The sequence below is a fragment of the Nocardia pseudovaccinii genome (genome assembly GCF_050942345.1).
GTDB classification, from domain to species: Bacteria; Actinomycetota; Actinomycetes; order Mycobacteriales; family Mycobacteriaceae; genus Nocardia; species Nocardia pseudovaccinii.
In genome coordinates, this window is the sequence record NZ_CP192074.1 from 8,426,780 (window position 1) to 8,452,619 (window position 25,840).

Genomic DNA, 25,840 nt, shown 5'->3' on the forward strand with positions numbered 1-25,840 from the left:
TCCAGTCTGCGAGGCCAGCGGACCAGATTCTTGACTTTGAGCGACAAGTATTTGATTCTAGGCGACATGTCGGTGATTCGGTCCGCGGGGTTGCGCGGATTTCGCGCGACGGTGGCCGAGCTGGGCGGGAACGCCGAGGAGTTCGCCACCGCCGTCGGACTGCCGATCGCCGCGCTGGATGCCGACGATCTGCTGGTACCGGATCAGGCGGTCGCCGCGGCGCTGGAGCTGGCCGCGCAGCGGCTCGACTGCCCCGACCTCGGACTGCGCATTTCGCATCGGCAGGATCTGGATATGCTCGGCCCGCTGGCCCTGGCCATCCGCAATTCGCCGACGCTCGCCGACGCCCTCGAATGCTGTTCGCGCTATCTGTTCCTGCACGCGCGGTCGCTCAGTCTGACGATCGAACCCGACCCGTACGGCGACCGTGGCGTGACCGCCTTGCGCTATGGCGTCCAGCCCGGCGGACCGACACCGGTCCAAGGTACCGACCTCGGACTCGCCTTCGTGCACCGCACATTTCAACGGCTGGTGGACGTGCGCTACGGGCTGCGCTCGGTCGAACTGCCGTACCGGCCCGCCGCGCCGATCCGTATCTATGAGGAGTTCTTCGGCGCGCCCGTGCGAGTCGAGCGTCCCGCGGCGGCATTGCGAGTGCCGATCAGCCTGGCGACCCGGCCGCTGAGCGGCGGCGACGAGAATCTGCACCGCTTGGCCATGGCATTCCTGGCCGAACAGTCCGGCGGCGCCGGTGCCGCCATCGCACCGAAGGTCCGCGCCGCCGTACAACAGCTACTGGGTACCACCCCGCCGGAAATCACCGCCGTGGCAAGACTTTTGACGATCCACCCGCGCACACTGCAACGTCGCCTGGCAGCCGAGGACACCTCCTTCGCCACCATCCTCGATACGGTCCGCCGCGACGAAGCCCGCCGCTACCTGACCACCACCGATATGCCGATGAGTCAGGTGGCCTCGCTGATCGGACTGTCCGAACAGGCCACCTTCACCCGATGCTGCCGAAGATGGTGGGGCACAACGCCTACCGCGGTTCGGCGCGAGGGCGCGCAGCACCGGCTACCGCAGTAGACCGACCGCCTCCTTGGTCGCCTCCGCGACCAATGCATTGTCCGTCTGGGCGTCTGGGCTGGAATGGGTGGTCAGCACCGCGATCACGATCGGTGCGGCGCCTCCGACGGGCCAGGTGACGGCGACATCGTTGGCCGAACCGTAGTCGCCGGTTCCGGTCTTGTCGCCGGTCTTCCAATCATTGGGCAGTCCGGCGCGAATGCGAGCACCGCCGGTGGTGGTGGCGATCAGCCAGGCTGTCAACTGCTCGCGCTCAGGTGCGGCGAGCGCGTCGCCGACTGTCAGTGCCCGGTAGTCGGCCGCGATCGCGGCGGGTGTGGTGGTGTCACGCTCGTCGCCGGGAATGGCGGTATTGAGCGTGGGCTCCGTGCGGTCCAGTCGGGAGACCTGATCGCCGATGGACCGCAGGAACCGCGTCAGCGCCTGCGGGCCGCCGAGCAGTTTCAGCAGCTCATTGCCCGCGGCATTGTCGCTGCGGGTAATCGCCGCATCGCACAGTTCCGACACCGACATACCGCTGTCGATCCGGGCGCCGGTCACCGCCGAACCGCCCGCGGCCGCCGCATCCGCCTCGGTGAAATGGATGATCTGATCGAAATACCCTGTGGCAAGCGGGTGTTCGTGCAAAAGCGCGGCACATGCGAGCGTCTTGAATGTCGACATCATCGCGAACCGCTCGTCCTGGCGGAAACCGACGGTCCTCCCCGAACCGGTATCGACGGCGAAGACCCCGAGCCTTGCCTGATGCTGCTGCTCGATATCGGCCAACTGGCCCACCGAAGTCGGCGCCGGGGCCGGATCTTTCGACTCGCTCCCGCACGCACCGAGCAGCACCGTCGTCACCAGGACGAGCCCCATGCGAGCCCCACGTCTATCGATCTTCGTCATGGCGACACGACAGCACAGTGTCGATCGGCCTGTCCAAGACCGACGTGACCGAAAGCCGATATCGGAATCGATATCGTCGCAGCCTAGCGCCCCGAACGCGGGCTCGGATGCACCGAGGATCACGGCGTAATGCCGAGGATTGTTCGGCCGGATCTGTGAGAACCCTCGCACGTCCGGCCACCCGATCCGCCGCAGCAGAGCTGCAACCGCTCTAGCAGGGATCGATGAACGCCAGATAGTCAAGGAATGAACGAGCCGTTCGCCGGATGCGCGCGTAAGCTCCCTGGTCCGGGAGGTCGGGTCAGTGCAGTTTTCAGTATTGGGTGAGGTCTGCGGGTGGCGTGGGGAGACGCCGCTCGAATTGGGACCTCCGCAACGTCGCGCGGTACTGGCCGCGCTATTGCTGCGCGCCGGAAAGTCGGTCACCGCAGCGGAATTGGTGGAGGGGATCTGGGGCGAGGATCCGGTGCCGCGCGCCATTGCCGCGCTGCGCACCCATGTCGCGCAATTGCGCCGGGTACTGGAGCCGGAGCGGATTTCGCGCGCGCCCTCGACGGTGCTGGTCTCGGTCGGTGACGGTTACGCATTGCGAATACCGCCGGGATCGACCGATATCGAGGAGGTCGAGGCCCTGGTGGCCATGGCCGGACGGGTGCGCGGCGAAACGCCGGACGCGGCACGCGAAGCGTTGATCGACGCACTCGGCCGCTGGCGTGGTCCTGCGCTGAGCGGATTGGCCGGACCTTTCGCCGAGCGGCACCGTACCCGGCTCGAGCAGTGGCACTTGGCGATTCTCGAAGACCGGCTCGCCCTCGATATCGAGGTCGGCCGCGCCACCGACGCGGTCGCCGAATTGGGTCCGCTGATCGATGAGCATCCGTTGCGCGAACGGTTCCGCGCGCTGCTCATGGCCGCGCTGTATCACTGCGGCCGCCAAGCCGAAGCGCTCGAGGTGTTCGCACGGGCGCGCCGCGATCTGGTGGAGGGAATCGGTGTCGAACCCGGTCCGGAGCTGACCGCGATGCACGAACGCATCCTGCGCGCCGAAATGCCGGCACCGCGATCGAACGGCTACGGTCCGGAGCCGTTCGTGCCCGCGCAACTGCCGCCGGACATCGCCGATTTCACCGGCCGCGAGCAACTGGTCGAGCACATTGCCGAGCAGTTGACCGGCGGCGGCAGCGCGGTCGCCATCTCCGCGGTCGGCGGCATGGGCGGTGTCGGCAAGACCACATTGGCCCTGCATGTGGCCCATCACGTGCGCGATCGCTTCCCGGACGGACAGCTGTATGTGAACCTGCGCGGCGTCGATCCGGTGCCGACCTCACCCGGTGACGCGCTCGGCGGATTCCTGCGTGCGCTCGGCATCGCGGAGGGCGAGATTCCGGGCGCCGTCGACGATCGCGCGGCCGAACTGCGTACCCGCCTCTCCGGCAAGCGCATGCTGATCGTCCTCGACAATGCCCGTGGCAGTGCGCAATTGACGCCGCTACTCGCCGGAACACCCGGCACGGCCGTGCTGATCACCAGTCGTTCGGCGCTCACCGAGATGCCCGCCGTGCGCCGGACTCGCCTCGATGTACTGGAGCGCGACGAAGCCATGGCATTGCTGATCCGCATCCTCGACCCGGAACGCGTTGCGGCCGAGGAAGGCGCGGCACGGCAGGTCGTCGCGCTGTGCGGCTGCCTGCCGCTGGCGGTGCGCATTGTCGGCGCGCGACTTGCGGTCCGGCCGCAGTGGACGATCGGATCGTTCGCGGCGCGACTGGCCGACGAGAAGGGTCGGCTCGCGGTGCTCGAGACCGGTGAACTCGGCGTCGAGGCGGCGTTCCGGCTCGGCTACGGGCAGCTGAACGAGCAGCAGGCCAAGGCTTTTCGCACACTCGCGCTCGTCGACTTCCCGGATCTGCCGGTCGACGGCGTGGCCGCGGTGCTCGGCATCGCGGAGTCCGAGGCCGAACGGATATGCGAATCGCTGGTCGACCTGAGCCTGCTCGAGACGACGGTGCCCGGCCGCTACCGATTCCACGATCTGCTGCGTCTTTTCGCCCAGAGCGTCGCCGACGAGGACGAGTCGGCGGTGCTGGGCCGGCTGCTGGACTACTACCTCGCGGGTGCGAAGAACCTGTTGAGCGCCATCGACTACAGCAACATCACGCGCTTGCTGATCCCGACCACGGTGCCCGGGCGGCAGTTCACCAGCGGCGCCGAGGGACAGGTCTGGAACGACGTCGAGCGACCGGTGGTGATCGCGCTGCACCGGCAGGCCGCCAGGGTCGGTGGCCGCGCACTGCAGGTGGCGGCGGATCTGGCCTGGGTAATGGCCGAACTGATGGACGCGGGCACCCGCGCCAGGGAACTGTCCGAAGCGCTGACAGCCTTGCTGGACACCGCGATTCGCGAGTCGCACGCGAGCGAACGTCGCATCCGGGTCGCGCTCGGCGCGCTGCTGCAGGTCGGGCTCGGCGAAGTCGAGGCGAGTCTGAAATATCTCGACGCGGCGGCCGGGCCACCCACCGACGACGCCGATCGCCGGATCGCGGTGCTTTCGGAGGTACTGCTCGGCATTGCCGATCGGCGGCTCGGCGATGTCGAAACATCGCGTCGGCATTTCGAGAATGCGATGCGCTTCGCCCGTGAACTCGGTGACCGGTCGATGCAGGCGTGGTGTCTGGCCTTGGTCACCCGAACCTATTGCGAGGCAGGACGATACGACGAAGCGATCGACATCGCGGATCGGGCCATCGCGCTGGCGCAGGCGTCGTCGAATCCGGTCGCACTCGGTTGGGCCACCCACGAATTGGCCGCCACACTGTCGATGCGCGAAGAGCACGAGCGCGCACTCGAACTCGGCCGCGATGCCGTGCGGATCGCGCAGCGCAATGGTGTGCGACTCTGGGAGGGTTGGGCGCGAACCAGATTGGCGCAGATCCAGCTGCGCGCCGGCAATGTCGCGGATGCGGAAAGCCAAGCCGCAGAGGCGGTTCGGCTGCTCACCAAGGCCGCCGATCCGATCGATCGGGCGCGTGCCCTGGCTCTGCACGCGAGCGCGTTGGCGGCACAGGGACGCACCGGTCCGGCCGCGGCGGAGTTCGGCGAGGCCGCCGAGATCTTCCGGCGCGCGGGGCTGGCGCCGCCCACCATCGACCGGCTCTTCAGTGCCGCGCCGACCGCTGACGTCGCGGATTAGGCGGCGTTTATTCAACGTTTATCGGACGCTGATGGTTGCCTGGAATTCTCTGGGTCGATGCGATTGCCGTCGTGATGTCACCGTGCGGGCGCGCTATATATCGACTTGTGTGCGAGGGGTACGCAAGGCGTATCGACATGTCCGACCGCGGTTTCCGATCGACAGGTTCACCCGATCGCGGGCGTCGCATCGACAGCGGCTGCGGGCCCGCCGGGTCCGGTCCACGCAGTCCGCGCACGCCGTGGTCGCCCCGGCAGCACCGGTTGCCGGTGCGCCCGGTCCATCGGCAATCTGAAAGCACGTCGAGTCGCAATCGCGAGCTCTGACGAGTCCGTGACATGCCGGGCGTACTCCTTGTCGCGCCCCCCGGACCAGCACACACTTCGGAGATGACAACCTTCGACGACCTCCGGGCGCTGTTCATCAACTGCACGCTCAAGCGCTCCCCCGAGCCGAGCAATACGCAGGGCCTGATCGATGTCAGTGCCCACATCATGGCGAAGAACGGCGTCCAGGTTTCGCATATCCGAGCCGTAGATCACGACATCGCGACCGGCGTCTGGCCGGATATGACCGAACACGGCTGGGCCACGGATGCATGGCCTGCGCTGCAGCGGCAGGTGATGGACGCCGACATCCTGGTGCTGGCCGGGCCGATCTGGCTCGGCGACAACAGTTCGGTCACGAAACGGGTGATCGAGCGACTGTACGGCAATTCGTCGATCCTCAACGAGCGCGGCCAGTACGCCTATTACGGCCGGGTCGGCGGCTGTCTGATCACCGGCAACGAGGACGGCGTCAAACACTGCGCGATGAATATCCTCTACAGCCTCCAGCACCTCGGCTACACGGTTCCGCCGCAGGCCGACGCCGGTTGGATCGGCGAGGCAGGCCCCGGACCGTCGTATTTGGATCCGGGCTCCGGCGGACCGGAAAACGATTTCACCAACCGCAATACGACCTTCATGACCTGGAATCTGCTCCACCTGGCCCGGATGTTGAAGGACAACAGCGGCATCCCCGCCCACGGCAATCAGCGCTCCGAATGGGATGCGGGCTGCCGATTCGATTTCGAGAACCCCGACTATCGTTAGGGCTCAGCAGATTCGGGCATGGTCGCCGGACATGCTGTGCCACACCGGGATTCGGGTGTGAACTGCGCCGATGTCAGACACGGGTATCGTCGGAACGGTGCCCGGCCTACGACGAGCTGGTTTATTTCTCGGTGCACTGCTCGCCCTGGTCGCGGTCCTCGGTGTGGCGGGACTGCCGGTGTATGTGCATCCGCAGACCGATCCGTTGCGCCGTGCCGATGCGATCGTGGTGTTGGGCGGCACCGCATATGAGCGTTTCGATGTCGGCCTCGATCTCGCCGAACGCGGATACGCACCGCAACTGCTGATCTCCCGATCGACCGGCGAAGACGATTCGGTGATGGACCGGTATTGCGCGCCCCGATTCGAGTTCACCGTCAGCTGTTTCGTACCCGATCCGTGGACGACCGACGGTGAGGCGCGCGAGATCGCCCGGCGGGCAAGCCTTTACGGCTGGCACCACATCATCGTGGTGACCTATACCCCGCATGTGTCGCGGGCCAGGTACATCGTCGGCAAATGCTTCCACGGCGAGTTGACCATGGTGGCCAGCCCGAGCGACAGCGGCCTGAAGTTCTGGACCTGGATGTACATCCGGCAGTCCGCGGGCTACGTGCGGGCATTCTTCAACCGAGGTTGTTGAACCGCGAACGCAGCGATGTCGGGTCCCATAGGCTGGATGCGGTTGTTGGGAGAGGACCGCCGTTGCGAATCGATGAGCTGCGCACGGTCGGTGACGACGAGCTGAGCGCCGATATCGTCATTATCGGATCCGGGCCCGCCGGACTGACCATCGCGACCGAGCTGGCCGGAACACCACTACGCATCCTGGTGCTGGAAAGCGGCGGGCTGACCGCGACCGAAGAGGTCGACGCACTAGCCGATATCGAGAATGTGGGCGCGCGCCGGGCGCAGTCGGATCGAGTCGCGGGCGACCGGATCCTCGGCGGTGCGTCCCATACCTGGAGCGGTCGCTGCGGTCTGCTCGACGATCTCGATTTCAATTGCCGCCCCTGGGTTTCCGGCTCGGGCTGGCCGATCGGCGCGGTCGGCCTCGAGCCGTATCTGGCGCGCGCGGCCGAACATATCGGCATCGGCTACGGCAGTGGCTTCACCGATGACGCGTTCTGGCAGTTGGCCGGTCGGCCCCAACCCACGGATGCCCTCGATCCGACGCGCTTGCGTCCGTACTTCTGGCAGATCAGCCGTGATCCGGTGGACCCATTCGACTGCAAGCGCTTCGGTGCGCACGTGAAAGATCTTGTCGCACCGAATATCCGGGTGCTCATCGATGCGACGGTCACCCATATCGACACCGATCCCGAAAGCACCCGGGTGGTTTCGGTACAGGTCGCCGGAGCGGATCCGCAGCCGCGGTCAGTGCGCGCATCCGCGTTCGTCCTGGCCACCGGCGGCATCGGAAATCCGCGGCTGCTGTTGGCATCCCGGCGAAGCGTGCCCGGTGGCATCGGCAACCGGCACGACATGGTCGGCCGGTATCTGATGGATCACCGCTGCGGCGCGGTCGGCGCATTGGATCCGGCCGTGGCGGACAGCGCGCTGGAGCGCTTCGGCAAGTACGTGGTGAAGACGCCGCACGGTAAGCACACCTTCCTGCACGGCGTCGCGCTCTCGCCGAAGATCCAGGAGGCCGAGGGCCTGCTCAACTGCGCACTGTGGCTACAGGAGGTGACCGCGGAGGACGATCCATGGGAGTCGGTGAAGCAGTTGCTGCGCGGACGCGGCGATCGGCACGATGCGCGAGTCGCGATGAGCCACGCCGGATTACTGCTCGCGGGCGCGCGGGCCAGGCTCATCAAACACGCCGGACTGCCGCACAAACTCGATCGAATCGAATTGCGCTGCATGGTCGAACAGCTGCCGAACCCGGACAGCCGCGTCACGCTGACCGACCGCACCGATCGGCTCGGTGTACCGCTGTCCCGGATCGATTGGCGGGTGAATCCGCAGGAAGACACAACCGTGCGCCGGGCGGCGGCCTTGGCGGTCGAGGAGTTCGCGCGACTGGGATTCCCGGCCCCAACGCTGTACGACTGGGCGCGGATGGACAGCGAGTTGCCGCTGGTGCTCACCGATTGGGCACATCCGACCGGGACCACCCGGATGTCCGCGGACCCGCGCGACGGCGTGGTCGGCACCGACTGCCGGGTGCACGGAATGGCCAATCTCTATGTCGCGGGCAGTTCGGTTTTCCCGACCACCGGCCATGCGAATCCGACCCTGACGATCGTTGCGCTGGCGGTTCGGCTAGCTGATACTTTGCGGACTTTCGCATAGTCTGCGGCTTATGGACAAGACGCCCGGTTCGCCGCACCCACATGAACCGCATCGCGAGGGTCTGGCCTCTCGGCTGAACTGGTTGCGGGCGGGCGTACTCGGGGCGAACGACGGCATTGTTTCGACCGCGGGTCTGGTTGTCGGTGTCGCCGCGGCGACGACCAGCGCCGCGGCCATTTTCACCGCGGGCATCGCCGGACTCTCCGCGGGTGCGATCTCCATGGCTGTCGGCGAATACGTTTCGGTCAGCGCACAGCGGGATTCCGAACGGGCGCTACTGGCCAAGGAACGCACGGAACTCAAGGAAGAACCGGACTTCGAGCTGGCCGAACTGGCCGATATCTATCAGTCGAAGGGGCTGACAGCGGAGACGGCGCGCAAGGTGGCCGAGGAGCTGACCGCGCACGACGCCTTCCTGGCCCACGCCGAGGCCGAACTCGGTCTGAATCCGCGCGAGTTGACCAATCCGTGGACCGCGGCCGCCTCCTCGGCGGTCGCGTTCACCGTGGGTGCGCTGCTGCCGCTGTTGGCGATCATCCTGCCGCCGACCACCGCGCGCATTCCGGTCACATTCGCGGCGGTGCTGATCGCGCTGGCGATCACCGGGTCGGTCAGTGCGCGGCTCGGCGGCAGCAATCGCGGGCGCGCGGTGGTGCGAGTGGTGGTCGGTGGCGCGCTGGCGATGGCGGTCACCTATGGCATCGGTCAATTGGCGGGTGTCGCCGGGGTATGAGAACGGGCCGAAGGAAACCCCTCGGCCCATTCTGTATTCAGCGCACCGGCGTCAGTAGTAGTGCCGCCGACCGCCGACCGGGTGCCGCCCCACCGACCCGGCGAGGGCCAGTACCGCACCGATGATCAGCAATATGATTCCGGCCGTGGTGAGCAGACCGATGCCGAGTAGATACCCGACAATGAGGAGTATCAAGCCGAGGATGATCATCGTTCTTTCCTTTACTTGGTCGTCTTGACCGTTGCGCGGCCGGATGTTTCGACCGGTGCCGACCCGCCGGGCTGGCGCATGAACCGATTCCAGCTCCACACCTGCTTACCGCCCTGCGGCGGGGTGACCTGCGCGGCGGGTTTGGTCGCGGCAGGCGGCGGTGCCGCCGCCGGTGGCGTGCTTCGACGCTGCCCGGCGTCCTTTGCCTTGGCCTTTTCCTGGGCCGCCAACTCCCGGCGCGACTGCCGCAGATCGCGCCGTGTGGCGCTGTTGCGGCGGGAACTACGCCAGACGCCCGCGAGTAGCAGGCTCAGGCCGAGCATCCCGATCGCTCCGATCGCGATCCCGTAGAGGAAAAGTTCCCCCGCGGAAGCGGTGAAGTGATAGTCGAATACCCCGAAATCGCTGGATGACGTACGAACTTCGCCCGTATTGGCCGCCACTCCGGCAACGCCGATAATTACCGCGCCGATGAGAACGACGAGGCCGATGAGAATGATCATGACAATCCCGTTGCGCTGGTTGACATTACTTTCTGGCTATGCCCGGTAATTCCGTAGTCAAACACCCGACCGGCGCGGCGTTTGGAAACTGCCGATTCGGTTATCTGCCGGATCGAAGGACAGCCACCTACAAGGAGGTCGTGATGACCTATACCTTCGATATGACCGATTACTCAGACGAACGCGCTGTGGTCGCCGAACGCGCGCTCTACAACCTCGGCGGCGTGCAATCGGTCGACGTCGACCGCACCTCGGAAACCATCACCGTGAATTCCACCCTTTCCTACGGTGAAGTGCTCGACGCGATCCGCTCCGCGGGCGTCGGCGCGAAGTAGGCGGACCTGGTGTATTCGCTCGGGCTCGCCCCGCGCACGCGTTTGAATGCCGTGCTGAATCCGAAGGCATCCGCGTAGCCGACCCGGCGGGCCACCGCACTCACGGTGGCGCCGGGTTCGGTCAGCAGGTCCGCGGCGATCGTCATCCGCCAATCCGTCAGATAGGCCAGCGGCGGTTCGCCGACCAGTTCGGCGAACCGCTTGGCGAGCGTGGTGCGCGAGACTCCGGCGACGGCGGCCAGCGTGGTGAGTGTCCATGGTGCGCCCGGTGTTTCGTGCATCGCCCGCAATACCGGACCGACCACGTCATCGCTCGCGGCCCGGTACCAGGGCGGGGATTCCCGGCCGAACCAGTCGCGCAAGGTGCATACCAGTAGCCAGTCCAGTAGTCGGTCCAGTACCACCTGACGTCCAGGGCGCGGCCCGGACAGCTGCACCTCCAGGTAGTCGCGCATCGGACCGCAATCGTGGTCATCGCTCACGACGGCCACCCGCGACAGCACGCGCAGCAGCCGATCGGGTACCGCGCCGCTGAGTTGATAGGTGCCCGCGAGCAGGACGGTGTCGCCGACCGGCTCCTCGAGCGCGGTGCAGCACACGTCGACCGGATTGCCGGTGCCCGCCGGGTCATCGGTGAACACGAACGGCTCCGGACCGCGCACGATGGCGGTCTCCCCCACCCCGATATGGTGCGCCGCGCCGTCGACCACCAACCAGCCCTCGCCACGCAGCGGCGCGAGCAGGGTCAGCGCGGCGGCGTCGGTGAAGCGCACCGCGAACGGCGCGGTCAGCACCGATGTACCGAATATCGCGCCGGTCGCGCGCACACCGCGCAGCAGATCGTCGAACGGGTCCACATCCCAACGATATCCACCGCGGATGATCGGACATGGACGGCGGACGCTCGTCCATGGTCGTCCGCCGCGGCGCCCGGTTGACTCGAATCATGACGATTCTGGTTCTCGGCAGTACCGGCAAGACCGGGCGACGGCTTGTCGCCCGCTTACGTGCGGCGGGCGAAAAGGTCCGCGCGGCATCGCGTTCCGGCGAGGTGCGTTTCGACTGGTCCGAACCCGCCACCTGGGCGGGTGCGCTGGACGCCGCGGAGGCGGTCTATCTGATCGCACCCGATGATCCGGATCCGGTTGCCGCCTTTGTCGCAGAGGCGGTTTCGAGCGGTGTACGGCGCTTCGTCGTGTTGTCGGGGCGCGGAATCGAGCACGTCAACGAGGAGTTCGGGGAGGGCATGCGCGCCGCGGAAGCGGCGGTGCGGGCCAGCGGTGCCGAATGGACCGTATTGCGCGCCAATAACTTCGCTCAGAATTTCGACGAAGACCTGTGGTTCGAGCCGCTGTCCGCCGGTCGGCTCGGCCTGCCGATGAACGAGGTCGGTGAGCCGTTCGTGGATGTCGAGGATGTGGCCGCGGTAGCCGCGGCGGTGCTCACTCGGGACGGCCATGCGGGGCGGGTCTACGAGTTGTCGGGGCCGCGTGCGCTGACATTCGCGCAGGCCGTCTCGGAAATCGCCACGGCGGCAGGGCGCCCCATCGAATACGAGACTTTGACACCCGACGCCTACCGCACCGAACTGCTCGCCCATGGTCTTCCCGAGGAGGTCGCGACAGCGCTGAACGCGATGTTCGAGCTGATGCGCACTGGGCGCATCGCCGAACCGTCGGACGGCGTGCATGCGGTACTGGGCCGACCTGCCACCGATTTCGCCGAGTACGTCGAACGCGTCTGGTCCGCCCGACCGGACTAACGCCGCCCGAGGCCGAGGCCTCCGGTCCACCCGACCGGACTAACGCCGCCCGAGATCGACGCCTCCCGTCCACCCAACCGGACTAACGCCGCCCGAGATCGAGGCGTCGAGTTACCCGGTCGACCAGGTCCGGAGGCATGCCGGGTTCGCGGCGGGCGGCCAGAGCTTCGCGGCGGCCCGCTTCCAGGACATCGCCTTGGATATCGCGAATCTTCATCACCAGATTCAGATCTCGGGCCGCGTGCGCCTTGGCGTCCTCGTCGGCGGCCTCAGGATCGGCTCGGGCCAGGCGTTGGCGGAGTTGGTTGCGCAGGCGTTCGTAGACTTCGTCGGGGAGGCCTTCGGTTTCGGCGATCTGCTTGAGGCAGTCGAGTTCCGCGCGGACGACACGCTCCCAAAGGCTTCGTTCGAGCAGCCGTTCCTTCTGGGAGTCGGCCTGAACACCGGTGAGCCGCACGATAAGTGGCAACGTAGGGCCCTGTAGCAGCAGGGTGAACAGGACGACGGCGAAGGCCGTGAAGAGGATCTGGGTGCGGCCCGGAAACGGTTCGCCGGCATCGGTGAGCAGCGGAATGGCCAGTGCCAGTGCGATGGTCGCGACGCCGCGCATGCCCGCCCACCAGGTGACGACCGTTTCCTTCCAGGTGTAGGGCTCGTCGGCGTCCTCGTCGCGCCACCACCACCTGCGCAGGGAAAGGGTGGTCAACAGCCACACCAGCCGCAGTCCCACCACCACCGCGACAACGACGCTCGCGACGCCGAGCAGTCGCGGCCAGCCGTCGCCCGTATCGTCGAGTACGACTCCGAGTTCCAGGCCGATCAATCCGAAAGCGAAACCGCTGATCAGCATTTCGGTGATCTCCCAGAACGCATCGCCGACCAGGCGGTAATCGCGATCGCCGAAATCGGTACCCGCATCGGTCAGATACAGCGCGCACACCAGTACCGCCAGCACCGCCGACCCCGAAAACGCCTCGGCCACACCGTAAGCGGCGAACGGCAACAGCAGGCTCAGCGCCACCTGCCAGGATGCCTCCGCCAGCTTGCTGGTCAACTTGCTGCCCGCATAGCCGAGCGCCATCCCGACCACGATCGCGACCGCCGCCGAGATCACGAACTCACCGGCCGCGTGCCATGCCGAGAACTTGCCGGTGAGCACGGCCTGTACCGCGACGCTGTAGATGACGATCGCGGTCACATCGTTGAACAGCCCCTCCCCACCGAGCGTCACCACGAGGCGGCGCGGCAGGCCCAGCTTGCCCGCCATGGCCGTCGCGGCCACCGGATCGGGCGGGGCGACAACAGCACCGAGCGCCAGGCAAGCCGCCAATGGCAGCGCCGGATACCAGGCGTGGAAGACCGCCGTCACCGCGGCGGCCGTCGCGAACACCAACCCGACCGCGCGCAATGCGATCGGACCCCAATTCTCCGCGAACTGCCGCCATGAGGTCCGCCGTGCTGCCGCGTACAACAGCGGCGGCAGCACCAGCGGCAAAATCAGGGCGGGCGGCACATCGACTCGAGGAACCACGGGTATCAGCGCGAGCACACATCCGAATACCGTCATCAGGACCGCCGATGCGATACCGAGTCGCCGCGCGAGCGGTTCGGCCAGGATCGTGGCGAATAGCAAGACGAACATCAGCACCAACTGGTCCATGACGCCCCAGTCTGCGGTGAGTTGCTGAGATTTCCCTAGCGACCGCGCCCATACGGCACTGTGAGTTTCCGGCGTTCCTGTCGCGTCAAACGGTTGGGCACCAGCTGCCACCAGGTCACACACCGCCACACCCATTCCATCGGGCCGTAGCGGAACCAGCGCAACCAGTAGCAACTCCACAGTGCCTGCACCGCGATAATTGCGGCGGCCGAGCCGAGCAGTGCGCCGTAGCGATTGGAATCGGATAGGCCGAGCCATGGATCAGCGGCCAGGACAAGTCCGGTTGCCGAGACGTAATTGGTCAGCGCCATCCGCCCCATCGGCTCGAGCACCTCCGCGAAGACCTCACCGGTCTCGGTGCGCAGGAATAGCAGGAATCCGGTGAGATAGGCGAGCGCGCCGAGCAGTCCGGCGACCGGAGCCACACTGCCGGTCCACAGCGCGCTATACGGCGTGCGGTACTCCCACACCCCGGCGGCCGCCGCAGCGGGTACGGCCAGCACGAATACCACCGCGATCCCCCAACCGCGATAGCGCAGGTTATCCGCGAGGCCGAAGCGGTCGGCGGCCAGACCGAGCAGGAACAGACCGGGCACCAGGCCGAGCCCGCCGCCGATCGTGACCGGAACACCGATCGTCGCGACCAACCCGCCGAGCAATATCCCATAGCGCGGTAGCCGTGCGGCGGGCAGCAAAACCACCAACCCGACGATCGCATACGGCAGCAACGCCTCACCCGGCTGGAAAACATGGTGGATCAGACCGAACACACCGAGCGCGACGAGCCGCCGCGCAAGTACCAGCCGTGGCCGGTCATTGCACTCGGCCGCGCGATCCAGGAACAGCGAAAAGCTGAGCCCGAAGAGGAACGAGAAGATCGGAAAGAACCGTCCCTCGAACAGCACGGACAACACGTGCCGTGTCGGATCCACAGTTCCGGGCCCGACCATCGCCCGCATATCGGTGATCTGCCAGATATTCACCACCAGAATCCCGCACAGCGCGAAACCACGCACGGCGTCGAGCTCGTGGATGCGCGGGCGCGCACCGGCGGGATCCATAGATTCACGCTATCGAGGCCCCGCTCCAGATCCGGTGAAGACAACGCCGCTCAGCCCGGGTCGGCGACGACCAGCGCGCACAGCGAAAGCATCCTTCGCCTGCCGCAGCCCATGCCGGTGATATCGAGCACTAATACTTCGTGCATTAACTATTCATGCGCTAAGTTGGATGTCGACCCTAGGAGGTGCCATGGAGATCGACGATCCGTTGCGGCTGGATCGACAGGTGTGTTTCGCGCTGGCCGTGGCCAATCGGTCGGTGCTCGGTGTGTACCGCCCACTGTTGGAGCCGCTCGGGCTCACACATCCGCAGTATCTGGTGATGTTGGCGCTGTGGGGTGAGGCACCGATGTCGGTGAAGGCGATTGCCGAGGCGATTCAGCTGGATTCGCCGACGCTCTCGCCGCTGCTCAAGCGGCTGGAGTCGGCCGGGCTGATTACACGAGGTCGCGATAGTCGTGACGAGCGCAACCTCGTGGTGGATCTGACCCCGGCCGGGCGGGCGCTGCGCAAGCAGGCCGAGCAGATTCCGCCCGCCGTGGTGGAGCGGCTCGGCGTGACATTGGCGGATCTGGAGGAACTGCGCGAAGTACTGACCCGGGTCAACGAGGCCGCGCGTCGCGCGGGTGACCCTGCCACCTCGAGAGGAGTGCATGCATGACTCGACCCAATCCCATCCAGTGGATCGGCTACGCCTTCGGGCGGCGCCTGCCGGATCCGTTGCGCGAATGGGTGCGCAACGACCTCACCGGCAAGTACGCGACGCCACGTCATATCGTGCGCGGGCTGGTACCGTTCACCCCGCTGTTCGCCGTATTCCTTTTGTTCCCAGGCGAATTGTGGTTGCGCGGGTCGATGGTGCTGTTGGCATTACTGCTCGCACTGTTCTACACAACGGCCTTCATGCCGATGAATCGGGCGCATCGCCTGGCGAAACACGGACTCCCGGCGGATTTGCAGAATCCGGAGCGGGCGCGGCGGCGGGCGCTGGAGCGGGCGACCTACGCGGCGCAGCATCCGCATTGAGCAGACCATCCTGTCAGTGGACGGTGAGGTCCAGACGACGGTGGCGGCGCACGAAAATGCTCGGAACCCATTGGACTGCATCAGGATTCGATGCCAGGCCGAATGACGGGCTGCGGGTCAGGAGGGTTTGCAGAGCAACGCGGGCCTCCAACCGGGCCAAGGCCGCGCCGACGCAGAAGTGGATGCCCTTGCCGAAGGCCAGGTGATTACGTCGAGCCGGGCGGTCGAGGCGGATTTCGTTGGGCGCGGGGAAGATTGCGGGATCGCGATTGGCGGCCGACCACAGTAGGAGGAGGTGGCTACCCGCGGGGAGATCGGTGTCGCCGAGAGTGGTGTCGCGGACGACGTGGCGGTGGTGGGCGCGGAACGGAGACTCCAGGCGCAGAACCTCTTCGAGGAACGTGGCGAGCATGTCGGGTTCGGCGCGGAGACGGGTCTGGAGCGCGGGATCGGTGGCGAGGATGCGGGTCGCATTGCCGATGAGGCCCGCGGTGGATTCGCCGCCCGCGCCGACGAGTTGGATGAGGATCAGGACGGCGACATCGCGGGTGAGTTCACCTGTGGCACAGGCTTTTGCCAGGTCACCGAGAAGGTTGTCGCCCGGATGGTCGCAAGCTTGGACGAGTTGGCGGCGCAGATAATCGGCGAGTTCGGTTGCGGCGGTTACGACGACAACCAGCCGGTCGGTGGTGACCACGCCGTCGAGCAGTTCATTACTCGTATAGCCCCAGGCCAGCAACTGGGGAATGTCCGCATCGGGCAGGCCGATCAGCTCGGCCACCAAGGTCATCGGCAATCGGTCGCCCATGGCCGACATCCACTCGATGTGTCCGTCACGGAAACCCTCCTCCCACAGCCGGTCCGCCGCAGCGGTAATGGTGGGTTCCAGTGCGCGAATGCGTTTCGCGACAAGCGCGGGCAGCACCAGTTTGCGGTGCGCCTGGTGGGTCGGATCGTCACCGGTGGCCAGCACATGGATGGCCTGTCCCCCGCCGTCCAGATCGAAGACCGCCGCCGAACCATCGGGTTGGCGCACCAGGGCGGCGGTGAGGTTGGAGGAGAAGTCGGCGGGGCGGGTGGTCGCCGCCGTGACCAGATCCCAGCGGCTGACCAAGTAGAAATCGGTGTCGGCGATGCGGTGCACCGGCGATTCGGTGCGCAGCCGGTCGTAGAGCGGATACGGATCGTCGAGTACCCCGGGGTCGAACAGGTCGATTTCAACTCGGGTCATTCGCTCACCTCTCCGGCACGGTTTCGGTTTCCGCACACCAGATTTCGCGGTGCCGCCCGCCCTCGTCAATAGCCTCGGAAAACTGAGATTCCGGTACCGAATCCGCAGGTCGGACCATGTCTCGGCGCCTGCCGCCGACCTGCTGACGCACTGCGAATCCGCGCCTAGAATGTCTTAACTCGAGACAAATTTTTCGAACCGTATCTGGGAGGTCGCGATGACCGGACACCCCGACTGGCTCGCCGGCGGCCACCGCCGCGACCTCGCGATCGAACGCATCCACGCCGCCGCGGCAGACCTCATCGCCCGCAAGGGCATGGCCGGATTGAATATCGATCACGTCGCCGCCGCGGCCGGATGCTCGCGCGCCACGGTCTACCGCTACGTCGGCGGGAAGTCGGCATTGCGCGATGCCGTATTGAGCGAGGCCACCGCCCGCAACGCCGAGATCATCCGGCGCGCCGTCGCCGCCCACACCGGCCCCGACCGCATCACCCACGCGATCCTCGCCGCGCTCGCAGCGGTCCGCGCCGACCCGGTCGCCACGGCCTTCCTGACGACGACCAGCCCGAACGAGGTCGACACCTATCTCGCGGGCAATCCCCGATTGGCCGAGGCCGCAACGGAACTCACCGGAACCAGCGGTGACCCGCTCGCCGGACAGTGGATCGTCCGCGTGGTCCTCTCGCTATTGTTCTGGCCCGCAACCGATCCCAGCGCCGAGCGCGCTCTCGTCGAACGCTACGTCCTCCCGGCTTTCGCGATTCACCAGTAGCGACGACGCGCGGAGCGTCGAGCGGTGAAGTTGGGCGGCCTGGTCTCGGTCGGCCTGGCGCGCCGACGGGTTCGCCATGGGGCGTCTGCGGGGCGGGTGGCGTGGAGTCGTTTCTTTCGCATGGCCAGGAGCGTCAGCGCAGGGCCCACGGGGCAATGGCCTGGACGGCGGGCCAGCCGAAGTCTTCGGTGTCCTCGTCTTCGACGAACCACAGCCAGTTCTGCACGGCTCGGACCAGCGTCCAGGCGCGGGCGCGATCCGGATCGAGTCCGGCGATATCGACGACGGCGGCGAATCGATCGTCGAGGGCGGATTCGGTGCGCCGGTTCCACAGCAGCGACAGCGTGGTGAATTCGAGATCGCCCGCCAGGGGCTGCGGATCGATGACCAGCCATGGTTCGCGGGTGCCGCCGAGGACGTTCTCGTAGTGCAGATCCTCGTTCACCAGCAGTCGGTCCGCACTCGGACCGAGCTGAGCGCAGACGTCGACGGCCGCGTCGAGCATCTTGCGCGGGAAGGGTCCGCCGAGGCGCTGCCAGTTCTTCGGCAGATCCTCGGCCAAGCGCTCGGCCTCGGTACGCAGGTCGCGAGAGATTCCGGACGGAGCGGGGATGGCGAGCCGACGCAGCAGGACGGAGATGATGCGAACCGCGTCGTCGATGGGCTCGAAGTCCAACGACCGGGCGGGATCGAGTCGTTCCAGCAGGAGCGCGCCGTGCTCGGCGTCGCTGTCGAGCAATCGCACCGCGCCATCGCCCGCCCAAGCGGTCAACGCGACCGGTTCGTCGCGAGTCTCGGGAGTGAGATGGCCGAGTTTGAGCACAACCCGACCGCCATCCGCGCGCACGGCGGGCAGCACCAAGCCGCCGTAGCCATACATGGGTGCGCCCTCGAACCGAAGCTCCCAGCGCTCGGCGAACCGAGCCGCGAGTTCGGGCAGACCATCCAACCAAGCCCGAGCCGCAGGCTCCATCTTGACGAGACGATCGGCGAAGAATTCGGGGACAACGATCACCAATCGAGCATCTCAGCCGTGTCGAACGGTTTTCGTCGTCGATCGGCTACGGGAATCCGGGCAGTGGCGGCAGCGGGGGCAGGCCCGGGATGATGATCGGATTCGGCGGGACCGGGTTGGGGTTCGGATTCGGCGGGACCGGGTTGGGGGCCGGATTCTCCGGGACTGGATTTTCCGGGGCCGGGTTCTGCGGGGCCGGGTTCTGCGGCACCGGATTCTGCGGCACCGGATTCTGCGGCACCGGATTCTGCGGCACCGGATTCTGCGGCACCGGATTCTGCGGCACCGGCGGCGGTTCCGCGACGCCCTGACCTTGCGGTATGCAGGTCCAGTGGCCATCCGGCGACTGTCCCCATTGCGCGACGACCCCTTCGTGCGAGCAATCGTCGCCGCTCCGGTGCGCCTCGCGCGCCTGTTCCTGCGGTGCGCAGACCCACAGGCCGTTGCGCTGATCCCATTGCGCGACGACCCCTTCGTGCGAGCAATCGTCGCCACGCTTGCGCGCCGGTTGCCCCGCGGAGGTCGTCGCACGGTTCGACTGCGGCACGAGCGGGGGCGCGGGACGGGCGGTGCTGGCTTTGGCGCTCGACGTGCCCGACGTCGGTGCGTCGTTGTTCGAATCCTGATTCGACCGCAGCAGCGCGATCGCGACCACCAGCGCGAGCGCGGCGGCGATAACGGCCGCGATGGTCAGGACGCGCCCGCTGTCGTTTCCCGATGTCGTACCGCCGCCGGGTTCCACCATCACACCGCCTTCGTGCCGAGTAGGGACTACCTTCACGAAAAGCTCTGCTGGCAGGCTACCGAAGATCGCAGTGCGAAATATCAACTTTTGCGACCTGCGTTTGCGCAGGTAGTGCCTTATTTGACGCCGACACGCAGCTTGACGGCGTCATCGCCGGTTTCGCGCAGCGCCTGACTGATCAGACTGCTGAGATCGATGCGCGGCGCACTGGCGGCGACCGCGTCGGCCAGCGGCCGCAACCCCGGAATGAGCGATTTCAGCTCGGGCCCGACCTTGTCCATCCATTCGGTCACCCGCTGCAGGAACGGCACCAGACCGTCGCCCTCCAGATACATCTCCGGACTGTTCCCGGCCGTGACCAAGCGACCGACCGCCTCGACGAGATCGTCCAGCGACTGACCGAATCGCGCCAGATCGGGCGCACCGATCGAGGTGGCCGGTCCGGCCCATTCGATATCGCTCGCGGCCAGCTGAAAGCTATTGAGCAGTTCGGCGATTTTCGGGGCCCTGGTCATGATGGTGGCAGCGAGCAGATCGCCCGAGCGTGCCAGTTCCGGCATTACCGCGGACGTGCCGGAGATCGACTTGCCGAGCGTATCCACGATCGAGCCGACCACAGTGGGATCCAGCTGGTTCATGGTCTTGGTGACCAGCCGCGCCACCTCCGGAATCGATAGCGGTGTGCGAATGTCCTTGGTATCGAGCCGCTGTCCGTCTTTCAGATACGGCCCGCCGTCGGTATTCGGCACGAACTGCACATAGGGCTCGCCGAGCGCGGAGAGCTGTTCGATGGTGACGGTGCTGTCGGTCGGCACCTGCTGGCCCTTGTCGACGCGGAAGCCGACCTCGACGCCAGCGGCCGTATTCTCCACCGATGTCACCTTGCCGACCGGGATACCGGTGAGCAGAATCGGCGAACCCACTCCCAGACTGCCCGAATTCCGCAGCACCATGGACACATTGGTGTAATCGGCGAGCGGATCGAACCGCACCACACCGAAGGTCAGATAGCCTGCGCCGAGGATCAGGATGGCGGCGATACCGCCGAGCGAGATCAGCGAACCCACCTTCATCGGACCGCTCCGATCATGCGCAACGTTCGAATGATCCGATCCACCTGCTCGGGTTCGGATACGGCGGTGCCATCGGTCCTGATATTCAGCTTCGGCCCGCGTTCCACGAAAGGAATGATCTTGTCGCGCAATAACGCGACGAGCATGGCCAGATTCGAGGGCGACCGCAGGTCCAGCGGACCACCGGTCAGCATCGGCACGAAGGCCTGCAGCATCGCGTCATCGGCCTGCACCAGCGGTGCCAGCCAGGTCATCGAGCGACCGACCGGGCCGAGTACGCCGAAGATATTCGCCACTCCGGCAAACGAATTCGTCGCCGCATTCACCTGCGCTACCGACTCGGCGCTGAGGATATTGTCCAGTTCGGGCCGAATATCATGCAGCACTTCGGAATTGGTGAGCAGGCCGTACAGCAGCGAATCCACCTGGTCGAGATTCGCCGCCAGATCCGCGGCATCGCCGCCCATCACCTTCGAGATGCGCGCGGTCTCCCTGGGATCCCGCGGCAGTACGGAATTGAATCGAGTGATGATGTCCTGCAGCTGGCCGATCGCACCGCCCTGAACGAAGAAGGCCATGGCGGCCATGGTGTCCTCGAGCTGTACCGGCGGCTTGGTCCGCTCGATCGGAATGGTGCCGTCGGGTCCGAGCAGCGAACCGAAACCATTCGACGGCGTGGTCAACGCGATGTGGATATCGCCGAGCACGGTGTTCTGCCGCAGCTCCGCAATGGTCGTCGTTGGCAGTTGCACCGACTTCGCGATATCGGCGTCGACCACCACGAATCCACCTCGGCCCGTGGACGCATCGGCCGCCGGGACCACTGTCACCTTGTCGACCGTGCCGATCTGCGCACCATTGGCGATCACCTTGGCCTTGGCGGGCAGGTTGAGGACATTCGCGAATTCGATCTTCACGCGATAGGTGGCTCCGGATACCGATGTGCCGGGGACCGGCACCGATGACGGATCGAAAGCACAGCCGCCCAAGGCGATTCCGGTCGCCAGCACGGTCGCCACGAGACGCTTTCTCATCGTCCACCTGCCAATCCCAGTACCAGCGGAACGAGTTGCGTGTCGACCATGCCGTCCGCGGCGCCCATGCATTTGCCCGGCGTGACGGCGTTGACCGCGGCACAGACCTCTTCGGCGTTCTGCTGTGCAATGGCCACCTTCGGCGGCGCGTAGCTGATGCCGGGCGCACCATCGGAAACCACCGTGCGGAATGCCGAGGTGAGCGCGGGCGTCATGAGCACCACATCGCGCAGCGAACCGACATTGGCGCGCAAGAGTTTGATCAGCGGCACACTGGCGTCGAGCGCGCGCATGATCGGATCACCGAACATGGTGGTGATGTCATTGAGCATGGGCAGAATCTGGCGCAGGCCGTCGAAGAGTTGCACTGCGGGACCGAGCAATTCGGTACTCGCCTGATCCAGTGCGGGGCCGATGCGGACCAGCATGGACTGCAGGTCGCCCCAATACTGATTCACCTTCTGCGATACCGAGGCGAACGCATCGAAAATGCCTGCCAGATGGCCGATATCGGCATCGGGTGATTTCAGTGCGGAGCCGAGTTTGCGAATCAGCTCGTTGACCTGCGGACCCGTGCCCGCGGTCGCCGCGTCGATCGAGGCGAGCCCCTTGGCCAGCGAATTCTGATCGGATCCGTTGAGCTGATCGGAAAGCGAGGACAGCGCGGTCAACGTTTCGGTGAGGCTCTTCGGGGTGAGCGTTTTGGTGATGCACTGACCGCTGTCCCAGCGCCGCATGTTCTTACCGCTGGACAGCACGGCCAGATTGCGATCGGCGACCACGGTGTCGGACACGGTGGTGGCCGAGGCATCGGCGTACACCGGATGGTCGGCATCGACATCGAATTCGACCCGCACGCTCTTGCCCTGGTTCCGCACCGAGGTCACCGTGCCGACGGTGATGCCGCGCATCGTCACCTGATTGCCCGGATACAGCCCGATGCTGTCGGGCATTATGGCGCAATAGGATTCGGTCTTCCGCATCGGATCGAAGGCGATGAAATACCCGCCGACCGCGAGCGCGGCGACAACGACGGCACCGGCGATCGACATGAACGCCTGCGAGCCGAGCACCCGGTTCAGCATCAGCACGCCTTACCGGGGAGCGGCACGCACACTGCACCGGACTGATCCGCCACGATCCCGCCCTCGGGAATCACCAGGCCCTGCAATTTCTGACTCAGATCATGTGCGGAGGAGATGATCGGCTCGAGCTGACCGCCCATCTGTTCCAACCGCGGCAGGGCATCGGCCAACTGCTGTGCCTTGGGTTTCAGCGTGGAATCCCAAGAAGGCGCGAGTGCGGCGACCCGCTGAACCACGCTGTTGAGCAAGGCAATCGATTCGCGCAATTCGGCGCGCTTATCGAGGAGTACGGTCTCGAGCAGATTGGCATTCTCCATCAGCCTGCGCAGATCACTCTTCGCGCCGTCGTACATGGTCACGTATTCATCCGCCACCGCAATGGCACTGGAAACCTGGGTGCGCTGGCGGTCGATGGCATCGATATAGCTGCCGACGGTATCCAGCGTGCTGCGCAAGGTATCCGGTGCGCCCTCGACCGACTTGTCGAGTGCGGCCAGATTGCGCCGCAAGGTATCACCATCGATCTTGCCGATCGGTGTCGTCGCATCTTGGAAGGTCTGAATCAGGCTGTAGGGCAGGCGAACTCGATCGGCCGGAATCGGCTTGTCGCCGAGCGGCTCGGTGCCCGCCGGGAACAGCGCGATGTAATGGCCGCCGACCACGGTGAGCATGCGCACGTCCAGCGAGGTCTGGTCGCCGACGAAAACATCGGAGTCCACGGTGAATCGCATGACGACCTTATCCGGTCTCAGCTCCAGCGATTTCACGGTACCGACCGAGATGCCCGCCAATCGGATATCGTCGCCGGACTTCACCGACTGCGCCTCGGACAGCTCTGCGGTATAGGTCGTCTTGCCGAACGGAATCACGTAAAGCGCCGCGGCAGCGCCCATTGCGATGACCACGAGCACCGCGCCGATAATGCCGAGCCGCACTTCTTTGCGCAGCCGCGCCGGTTCGTCGAGGATCGGCGTGTTTCCGCCGAACCACCGTCTCACCCGTTGCATACGGCCACCTTCTGTCCGCCGATCAGCACCTGCACCGGATTCGGCAGCTCCGCATTCCCTCTGCTGCACTCCGGTTTCCAGTCCGCGACGGTGTGCGGCACGGCATTGTCGATCGAGGCGAGCAGCCCCGGTAACTTGCCGAAAACGTCGACGGCTTCCTGCGGGTCGGGGAAGAGTTTGCGGAGGAGCCCGTCGATATCCGCGCCGCTGCCGGCGGTCAGGCCGACGGTGGCGAGCAGCCGGTCGAGCGGTCCGAGCACCGAGGGCGCGTTCATCGCGAATTCGGCGAGGCCGCCGATATTCGCCTGCAGCGCTTGGAAAATATCGGTCAGCCGGGCCAGCAGCGGAACCAGATAGTGCACCCGGCCACCGACCCGGTCGGCGAGTTCGGACATATTGCGCACCAGCGTCGCGATCACCGTCTGCCGATCGCCGACGTATTTGCTCAGCTTGCCGATGGCATCCATGGCCGGACCCAAACCCGAACCGTCGCCCTCGATCACCGCGAGCATGCTTTCGGTGAACTGGTTGACGGCTTCCGGAGACATGGTGGCCAGCACCGGTTTCAGGCCGTTGAACAGGCTGGTCACATCGAAGGACGGCAACGTCATCTCGGTATCGACGACCGCGTTCGCGGGCAACCGGACACCGGGATTCGGCTGCTGCTGCAGGTCGATATACCGCTGGCCGGTGAGGTTTTGATAGCGGATCGCCAGGGTGCTGTTGTCATAGATCGGCGTGGTGGTCTTGACGGTGAGCCGGACCTTGGCCTCGAGGCCGTCGAGCGATAGGCCCTCGACCTTGCCGACCTGCACGCCGTACATGCGCACGTCATCACCGACCTTCAAGCCGTTGGCATCGGTGAACAGCGCATCGTGCGCCTCGGTATCCCCGGCCACCGGCCGCTTGATCGCCGTCAGCACGAGTGAGAGCACCACGATCATCACCGCGGCGAAAACACCGAGCCGCCAGGCCGCGCCACGCACCGTCATCGCACACCCGCCTGACCGAGCAGCGGCACCGCGATACCGGGCACACCCCGCAGATCGACATCGAGATTCAGCACCGGACCGTCGGGCGTATCCGGCATGGCGGCCCGCAGCCGCTCGAGCAGGGCGCGCAGTTCGGCCGCGGACTGCTGGGGCCGGGGGACCATCTGCGCCAACACATTCAGTATCGGCGCGAGCATGTCGGCGCCCTCGGCGAAGTGGCCGCCCGCGGTGGTCAGCGTGGTTCCGAGCGCGGGCAGGATGCTGCCGGCCAGCGCCGCGACACCGCGGTCGTAGCGTTCGCGATCGGTCTGCAGGATCTTGATATCGCGGATCTGGTCGAGAACCTGGATGGTCGCGCCCGCGAATTTGCCGCCGCCGTCGAAGGCCGGGCCGAGTCTGCCGACGAGTTCGGAGGTCGGCATGGTCTGGTTGTCGGCAATGGTGCGTGCCACCGTGATCAGCGCCTGCACCAGCGGGGTGAATGCCTGGAAATCCGCGGAGACCTGGGCGATGACACTGGCCAGCTGCGGTGTGAATATGGTCGCGCCGACCTGGGACAGGCTGCGCAGAATGCTGCCCATCGTCGCGTCGTAGACATCCGCCGCGCGTCCCCCGGTCAGATCGATGACCGCATCCGGTCGCAACGGCGAACCGCCCGGGCCACGGCGCAATTCGAGTTCGCTGATGCCGAACAGGTTGGCGGGCGCGTAGTCGACACGCAGGCTGTCATCGATGCCGAAGAGCCGAGACTGGTCCAGCTGCAAGGTGATTCGCTGGGTGCCGCGCGCATCCGGCGCGATCCGCGCGACCGTGCCGACCAGCACACCGTCGAGACGCACTTGCGTGCCAGCGCTGACACCGTCACCGATTTCCCGGGTGTGCAAGGCGATCCGCAGGCCCTCGTCGGCGCGCAGGTTCCGATAGAGCGTGGTCGCAAGGGCGACGACGGCTATCAGCGCGATGATCGCCGAACCGACCGTCCGCGAACGCTTCTTATCCGCGGCAACGCCGGGCATTCCATACTTCGGCATCCG

General features: G+C 66.1%; 26 protein-coding genes. 11 read left to right on the forward strand and 15 right to left on the reverse strand.

Going from position 1 to position 25,840, the window contains the following annotated elements; translation table 11 throughout:
- Positions 1-66: 66 nt before the first annotated feature.
- The gene (locus ACQPZ2_RS38000; protein WP_433522817.1) at positions 67-1,089 is read left to right on the forward strand and encodes an AraC family transcriptional regulator; all 1,023 of its coding nucleotides are present in this window, start codon (positions 67-69) and stop codon (positions 1,087-1,089) included.
- Here ACQPZ2_RS38000 and bla read toward each other — a convergent pair.
- Positions 1,078-1,977: a class A beta-lactamase gene (gene bla / locus ACQPZ2_RS38005; protein ID WP_433522818.1), complete on the reverse strand. Its 900-nt coding sequence runs from the start codon at positions 1,975-1,977 to the stop codon at positions 1,078-1,080. The genes ACQPZ2_RS38000 and bla overlap by 12 nt on opposite strands.
- Positions 1,978-2,281: 304 nt before the next feature.
- Here bla and ACQPZ2_RS38010 point away from each other — a divergent pair, with 304 nt between their 5' ends.
- From ACQPZ2_RS38010 to ACQPZ2_RS38030, 5 genes are all read left to right on the forward strand, one after another.
- Positions 2,282-5,167: a BTAD domain-containing putative transcriptional regulator gene (locus ACQPZ2_RS38010; RefSeq protein WP_433522819.1), complete on the forward strand. Its 2,886-nt coding sequence runs from the start codon at positions 2,282-2,284 to the stop codon at positions 5,165-5,167.
- Between the two features lie 389 nt (positions 5,168-5,556).
- Complete coding sequence (locus tag ACQPZ2_RS38015; protein ID WP_433522820.1) at positions 5,557-6,261, forward strand: flavodoxin family protein; 705 nt, start codon at positions 5,557-5,559, stop codon at positions 6,259-6,261.
- Between the two features lie 70 nt (positions 6,262-6,331).
- Complete coding sequence (locus ACQPZ2_RS38020; protein ID WP_433522821.1) at positions 6,332-6,904, forward strand: YdcF family protein; 573 nt, start codon at positions 6,332-6,334, stop codon at positions 6,902-6,904.
- Between the two features lie 62 nt (positions 6,905-6,966).
- Positions 6,967-8,559 (forward strand): GMC oxidoreductase, encoded by a 1,593-nt coding sequence (locus ACQPZ2_RS38025; protein ID WP_433522822.1) that lies wholly within the window; start codon positions 6,967-6,969, stop codon positions 8,557-8,559.
- A gap of 10 nt (positions 8,560-8,569) precedes the next feature.
- Positions 8,570-9,292: a VIT1/CCC1 transporter family protein gene (locus ACQPZ2_RS38030; protein WP_433522823.1), complete on the forward strand. Its 723-nt coding sequence runs from the start codon at positions 8,570-8,572 to the stop codon at positions 9,290-9,292.
- A gap of 51 nt (positions 9,293-9,343) precedes the next feature.
- On the opposite strand, the gene ACQPZ2_RS38035 is transcribed toward ACQPZ2_RS38030, so the two are convergent.
- Together ACQPZ2_RS38035 and ACQPZ2_RS38040 are read right to left on the reverse strand one after the other, a co-directional pair.
- Complete coding sequence (locus ACQPZ2_RS38035) at positions 9,344-9,502, reverse strand: DUF6131 family protein (RefSeq protein WP_169814592.1); 159 nt, start codon at positions 9,500-9,502, stop codon at positions 9,344-9,346.
- An 11-nt stretch (positions 9,503-9,513) separates the two neighbouring features.
- A complete protein-coding gene (locus ACQPZ2_RS38040) occupies positions 9,514-10,005 on the reverse strand; it encodes a hypothetical protein (protein WP_433522824.1) in 492 nt (163 codons plus the stop codon).
- A 143-nt stretch (positions 10,006-10,148) separates the two neighbouring features.
- Between ACQPZ2_RS38040 and ACQPZ2_RS38045 the strand changes: the two genes are divergently transcribed.
- Positions 10,149-10,340, forward strand: coding sequence for a heavy-metal-associated domain-containing protein (locus ACQPZ2_RS38045; protein ID WP_062990687.1), 192 nt, complete (start codon positions 10,149-10,151; stop codon positions 10,338-10,340).
- Here ACQPZ2_RS38045 and ACQPZ2_RS38050 read toward each other — a convergent pair.
- Complete coding sequence (locus ACQPZ2_RS38050) at positions 10,289-11,197, reverse strand: AraC family transcriptional regulator (protein ID WP_433522825.1); 909 nt, start codon at positions 11,195-11,197, stop codon at positions 10,289-10,291. The genes ACQPZ2_RS38045 and ACQPZ2_RS38050 overlap by 52 nt on opposite strands.
- A gap of 89 nt (positions 11,198-11,286) precedes the next feature.
- Between ACQPZ2_RS38050 and ACQPZ2_RS38055 the strand changes: the two genes are divergently transcribed.
- Positions 11,287-12,102: an NAD(P)H-binding protein gene (locus ACQPZ2_RS38055; protein WP_433522826.1), complete on the forward strand. Its 816-nt coding sequence runs from the start codon at positions 11,287-11,289 to the stop codon at positions 12,100-12,102.
- Between the two features lie 82 nt (positions 12,103-12,184).
- Here ACQPZ2_RS38055 and ACQPZ2_RS38060 read toward each other — a convergent pair whose 3' ends face one another.
- Both ACQPZ2_RS38060 and ACQPZ2_RS38065 read right to left on the reverse strand, forming a co-directional pair.
- Positions 12,185-13,762 carry a Na+/H+ antiporter gene (locus ACQPZ2_RS38060; RefSeq protein WP_433522827.1) on the reverse strand — a complete coding sequence of 526 codons (1,578 nt, stop codon included), beginning with the start codon at positions 13,760-13,762 and terminating at the stop codon, positions 12,185-12,187.
- Between the two features lie 35 nt (positions 13,763-13,797).
- Entirely contained in the window at positions 13,798-14,823 is a 1,026-nt protein-coding gene (locus ACQPZ2_RS38065; protein WP_433522828.1) for a DUF418 domain-containing protein, read from the reverse strand.
- A 190-nt stretch (positions 14,824-15,013) separates the two neighbouring features.
- On the opposite strand from ACQPZ2_RS38065, the gene ACQPZ2_RS38070 reads away from it, so the two are divergent.
- Both ACQPZ2_RS38070 and ACQPZ2_RS38075 read left to right on the forward strand, forming a co-directional pair.
- Entirely contained in the window at positions 15,014-15,484 is a 471-nt protein-coding gene (locus ACQPZ2_RS38070) for a MarR family winged helix-turn-helix transcriptional regulator (RefSeq protein ID WP_387292284.1), read from the forward strand.
- On the forward strand, positions 15,481-15,849 hold the full coding sequence (locus tag ACQPZ2_RS38075; RefSeq protein WP_433522829.1) for a DUF5313 family protein: 369 nt from the start codon (positions 15,481-15,483) through the stop codon (positions 15,847-15,849). The genes ACQPZ2_RS38070 and ACQPZ2_RS38075 overlap by 4 nt, the downstream gene beginning before the upstream one ends.
- A 13-nt stretch (positions 15,850-15,862) precedes the next feature.
- Here the strand turns inward: ACQPZ2_RS38075 and ACQPZ2_RS38080 are convergent, their stop codons facing one another.
- Positions 15,863-17,080: a cytochrome P450 gene (locus ACQPZ2_RS38080; protein WP_433522830.1), complete on the reverse strand. Its 1,218-nt coding sequence runs from the start codon at positions 17,078-17,080 to the stop codon at positions 15,863-15,865.
- 217 nt (positions 17,081-17,297) lie between these two features.
- Between ACQPZ2_RS38080 and ACQPZ2_RS38085 the strand changes: the two genes are divergently transcribed.
- Positions 17,298-17,855, forward strand: coding sequence for a TetR/AcrR family transcriptional regulator (locus ACQPZ2_RS38085; protein WP_433522831.1), 558 nt, complete (start codon positions 17,298-17,300; stop codon positions 17,853-17,855).
- A 133-nt stretch (positions 17,856-17,988) separates the two neighbouring features.
- Here ACQPZ2_RS38085 and ACQPZ2_RS38090 read toward each other — a convergent pair whose 3' ends face one another.
- From ACQPZ2_RS38090 to ACQPZ2_RS38125, 8 genes are all read right to left on the reverse strand, one after another.
- A complete protein-coding gene (locus tag ACQPZ2_RS38090; protein ID WP_433522832.1) occupies positions 17,989-18,870 on the reverse strand; it encodes an aminoglycoside phosphotransferase family protein in 882 nt (293 codons plus the stop codon).
- 46 nt (positions 18,871-18,916) lie between these two features.
- The gene (locus tag ACQPZ2_RS38095; protein ID WP_433522833.1) at positions 18,917-19,615 is read right to left on the reverse strand and encodes a hypothetical protein; all 699 of its coding nucleotides are present in this window, start codon (positions 19,613-19,615) and stop codon (positions 18,917-18,919) included.
- A gap of 116 nt (positions 19,616-19,731) precedes the next feature.
- On the reverse strand, positions 19,732-20,688 hold the full coding sequence (locus ACQPZ2_RS38100; protein ID WP_433522834.1) for an MlaD family protein: 957 nt from the start codon (positions 20,686-20,688) through the stop codon (positions 19,732-19,734).
- Complete coding sequence (locus ACQPZ2_RS38105) at positions 20,685-21,722, reverse strand: MlaD family protein (protein ID WP_433522835.1); 1,038 nt, start codon at positions 21,720-21,722, stop codon at positions 20,685-20,687. Before ACQPZ2_RS38105 ends, ACQPZ2_RS38100 begins: the two co-directional genes overlap by 4 nt.
- Positions 21,719-22,807 (reverse strand): MlaD family protein, encoded by a 1,089-nt coding sequence (locus ACQPZ2_RS38110; RefSeq protein ID WP_433522836.1) that lies wholly within the window; start codon positions 22,805-22,807, stop codon positions 21,719-21,721. Before ACQPZ2_RS38110 ends, ACQPZ2_RS38105 begins: the two co-directional genes overlap by 4 nt.
- Positions 22,807-23,814 carry an MlaD family protein gene (locus tag ACQPZ2_RS38115; RefSeq protein WP_433522837.1) on the reverse strand — a complete coding sequence of 336 codons (1,008 nt, stop codon included), beginning with the start codon at positions 23,812-23,814 and terminating at the stop codon, positions 22,807-22,809. Before ACQPZ2_RS38115 ends, ACQPZ2_RS38110 begins: the two co-directional genes overlap by 1 nt.
- Positions 23,802-24,806 carry an MlaD family protein gene (locus tag ACQPZ2_RS38120; RefSeq protein ID WP_433522838.1) on the reverse strand — a complete coding sequence of 335 codons (1,005 nt, stop codon included), beginning with the start codon at positions 24,804-24,806 and terminating at the stop codon, positions 23,802-23,804. The genes ACQPZ2_RS38115 and ACQPZ2_RS38120 overlap by 13 nt, the downstream gene beginning before the upstream one ends.
- Positions 24,803-25,837 carry an MlaD family protein gene (locus ACQPZ2_RS38125; protein ID WP_433522839.1) on the reverse strand — a complete coding sequence of 345 codons (1,035 nt, stop codon included), beginning with the start codon at positions 25,835-25,837 and terminating at the stop codon, positions 24,803-24,805. Before ACQPZ2_RS38125 ends, ACQPZ2_RS38120 begins: the two co-directional genes overlap by 4 nt.
- Positions 25,838-25,840: the final 3 nt, after the last annotated feature.

Coding starts and splice junctions, on each gene's coding strand:
- ACQPZ2_RS38000 (WP_433522817.1), top strand. CDS start 67: ATGTCGGTGATTCGGTCCGCGGGGTTGCGCGGATTTCGCGCGACGGTG.
- bla (WP_433522818.1), bottom strand. CDS start 1,977: ATGACGAAGATCGATAGACGTGGGGCTCGCATGGGGCTCGTCCTGGTG.
- ACQPZ2_RS38015 (WP_433522820.1), top strand. CDS start 5,557: ATGACAACCTTCGACGACCTCCGGGCGCTGTTCATCAACTGCACGCTC.
- ACQPZ2_RS38020 (WP_433522821.1), top strand. CDS start 6,332: ATGTCAGACACGGGTATCGTCGGAACGGTGCCCGGCCTACGACGAGCT.
- ACQPZ2_RS38030 (WP_433522823.1), top strand. CDS start 8,570: ATGGACAAGACGCCCGGTTCGCCGCACCCACATGAACCGCATCGCGAG.
- ACQPZ2_RS38035 (WP_169814592.1), bottom strand. CDS start 9,502: ATGATCATCCTCGGCTTGATACTCCTCATTGTCGGGTATCTACTCGGC.
- ACQPZ2_RS38040 (WP_433522824.1), bottom strand. CDS start 10,005: ATGATCATTCTCATCGGCCTCGTCGTTCTCATCGGCGCGGTAATTATC.
- ACQPZ2_RS38045 (WP_062990687.1), top strand. CDS start 10,149: ATGACCTATACCTTCGATATGACCGATTACTCAGACGAACGCGCTGTG.
- ACQPZ2_RS38055 (WP_433522826.1), top strand. CDS start 11,287: ATGACGATTCTGGTTCTCGGCAGTACCGGCAAGACCGGGCGACGGCTT.
- ACQPZ2_RS38060 (WP_433522827.1), bottom strand. CDS start 13,762: ATGGACCAGTTGGTGCTGATGTTCGTCTTGCTATTCGCCACGATCCTG.
- ACQPZ2_RS38065 (WP_433522828.1), bottom strand. CDS start 14,823: ATGGATCCCGCCGGTGCGCGCCCGCGCATCCACGAGCTCGACGCCGTG.
- ACQPZ2_RS38070 (WP_387292284.1), top strand. CDS start 15,014: ATGGAGATCGACGATCCGTTGCGGCTGGATCGACAGGTGTGTTTCGCG.
- ACQPZ2_RS38075 (WP_433522829.1), top strand. CDS start 15,481: ATGACTCGACCCAATCCCATCCAGTGGATCGGCTACGCCTTCGGGCGG.
- ACQPZ2_RS38080 (WP_433522830.1), bottom strand. CDS start 17,080: ATGACCCGAGTTGAAATCGACCTGTTCGACCCCGGGGTACTCGACGAT.
- ACQPZ2_RS38085 (WP_433522831.1), top strand. CDS start 17,298: ATGACCGGACACCCCGACTGGCTCGCCGGCGGCCACCGCCGCGACCTC.
- ACQPZ2_RS38095 (WP_433522833.1), bottom strand. CDS start 19,615: ATGGTGGAACCCGGCGGCGGTACGACATCGGGAAACGACAGCGGGCGC.
- ACQPZ2_RS38100 (WP_433522834.1), bottom strand. CDS start 20,688: ATGAAGGTGGGTTCGCTGATCTCGCTCGGCGGTATCGCCGCCATCCTG.
- ACQPZ2_RS38105 (WP_433522835.1), bottom strand. CDS start 21,722: ATGAGAAAGCGTCTCGTGGCGACCGTGCTGGCGACCGGAATCGCCTTG.
- ACQPZ2_RS38110 (WP_433522836.1), bottom strand. CDS start 22,807: ATGCTGAACCGGGTGCTCGGCTCGCAGGCGTTCATGTCGATCGCCGGT.
- ACQPZ2_RS38115 (WP_433522837.1), bottom strand. CDS start 23,814: ATGCAACGGGTGAGACGGTGGTTCGGCGGAAACACGCCGATCCTCGAC.
- ACQPZ2_RS38120 (WP_433522838.1), bottom strand. CDS start 24,806: ATGACGGTGCGTGGCGCGGCCTGGCGGCTCGGTGTTTTCGCCGCGGTG.
- ACQPZ2_RS38125 (WP_433522839.1), bottom strand. CDS start 25,837: ATGCCGAAGTATGGAATGCCCGGCGTTGCCGCGGATAAGAAGCGTTCG.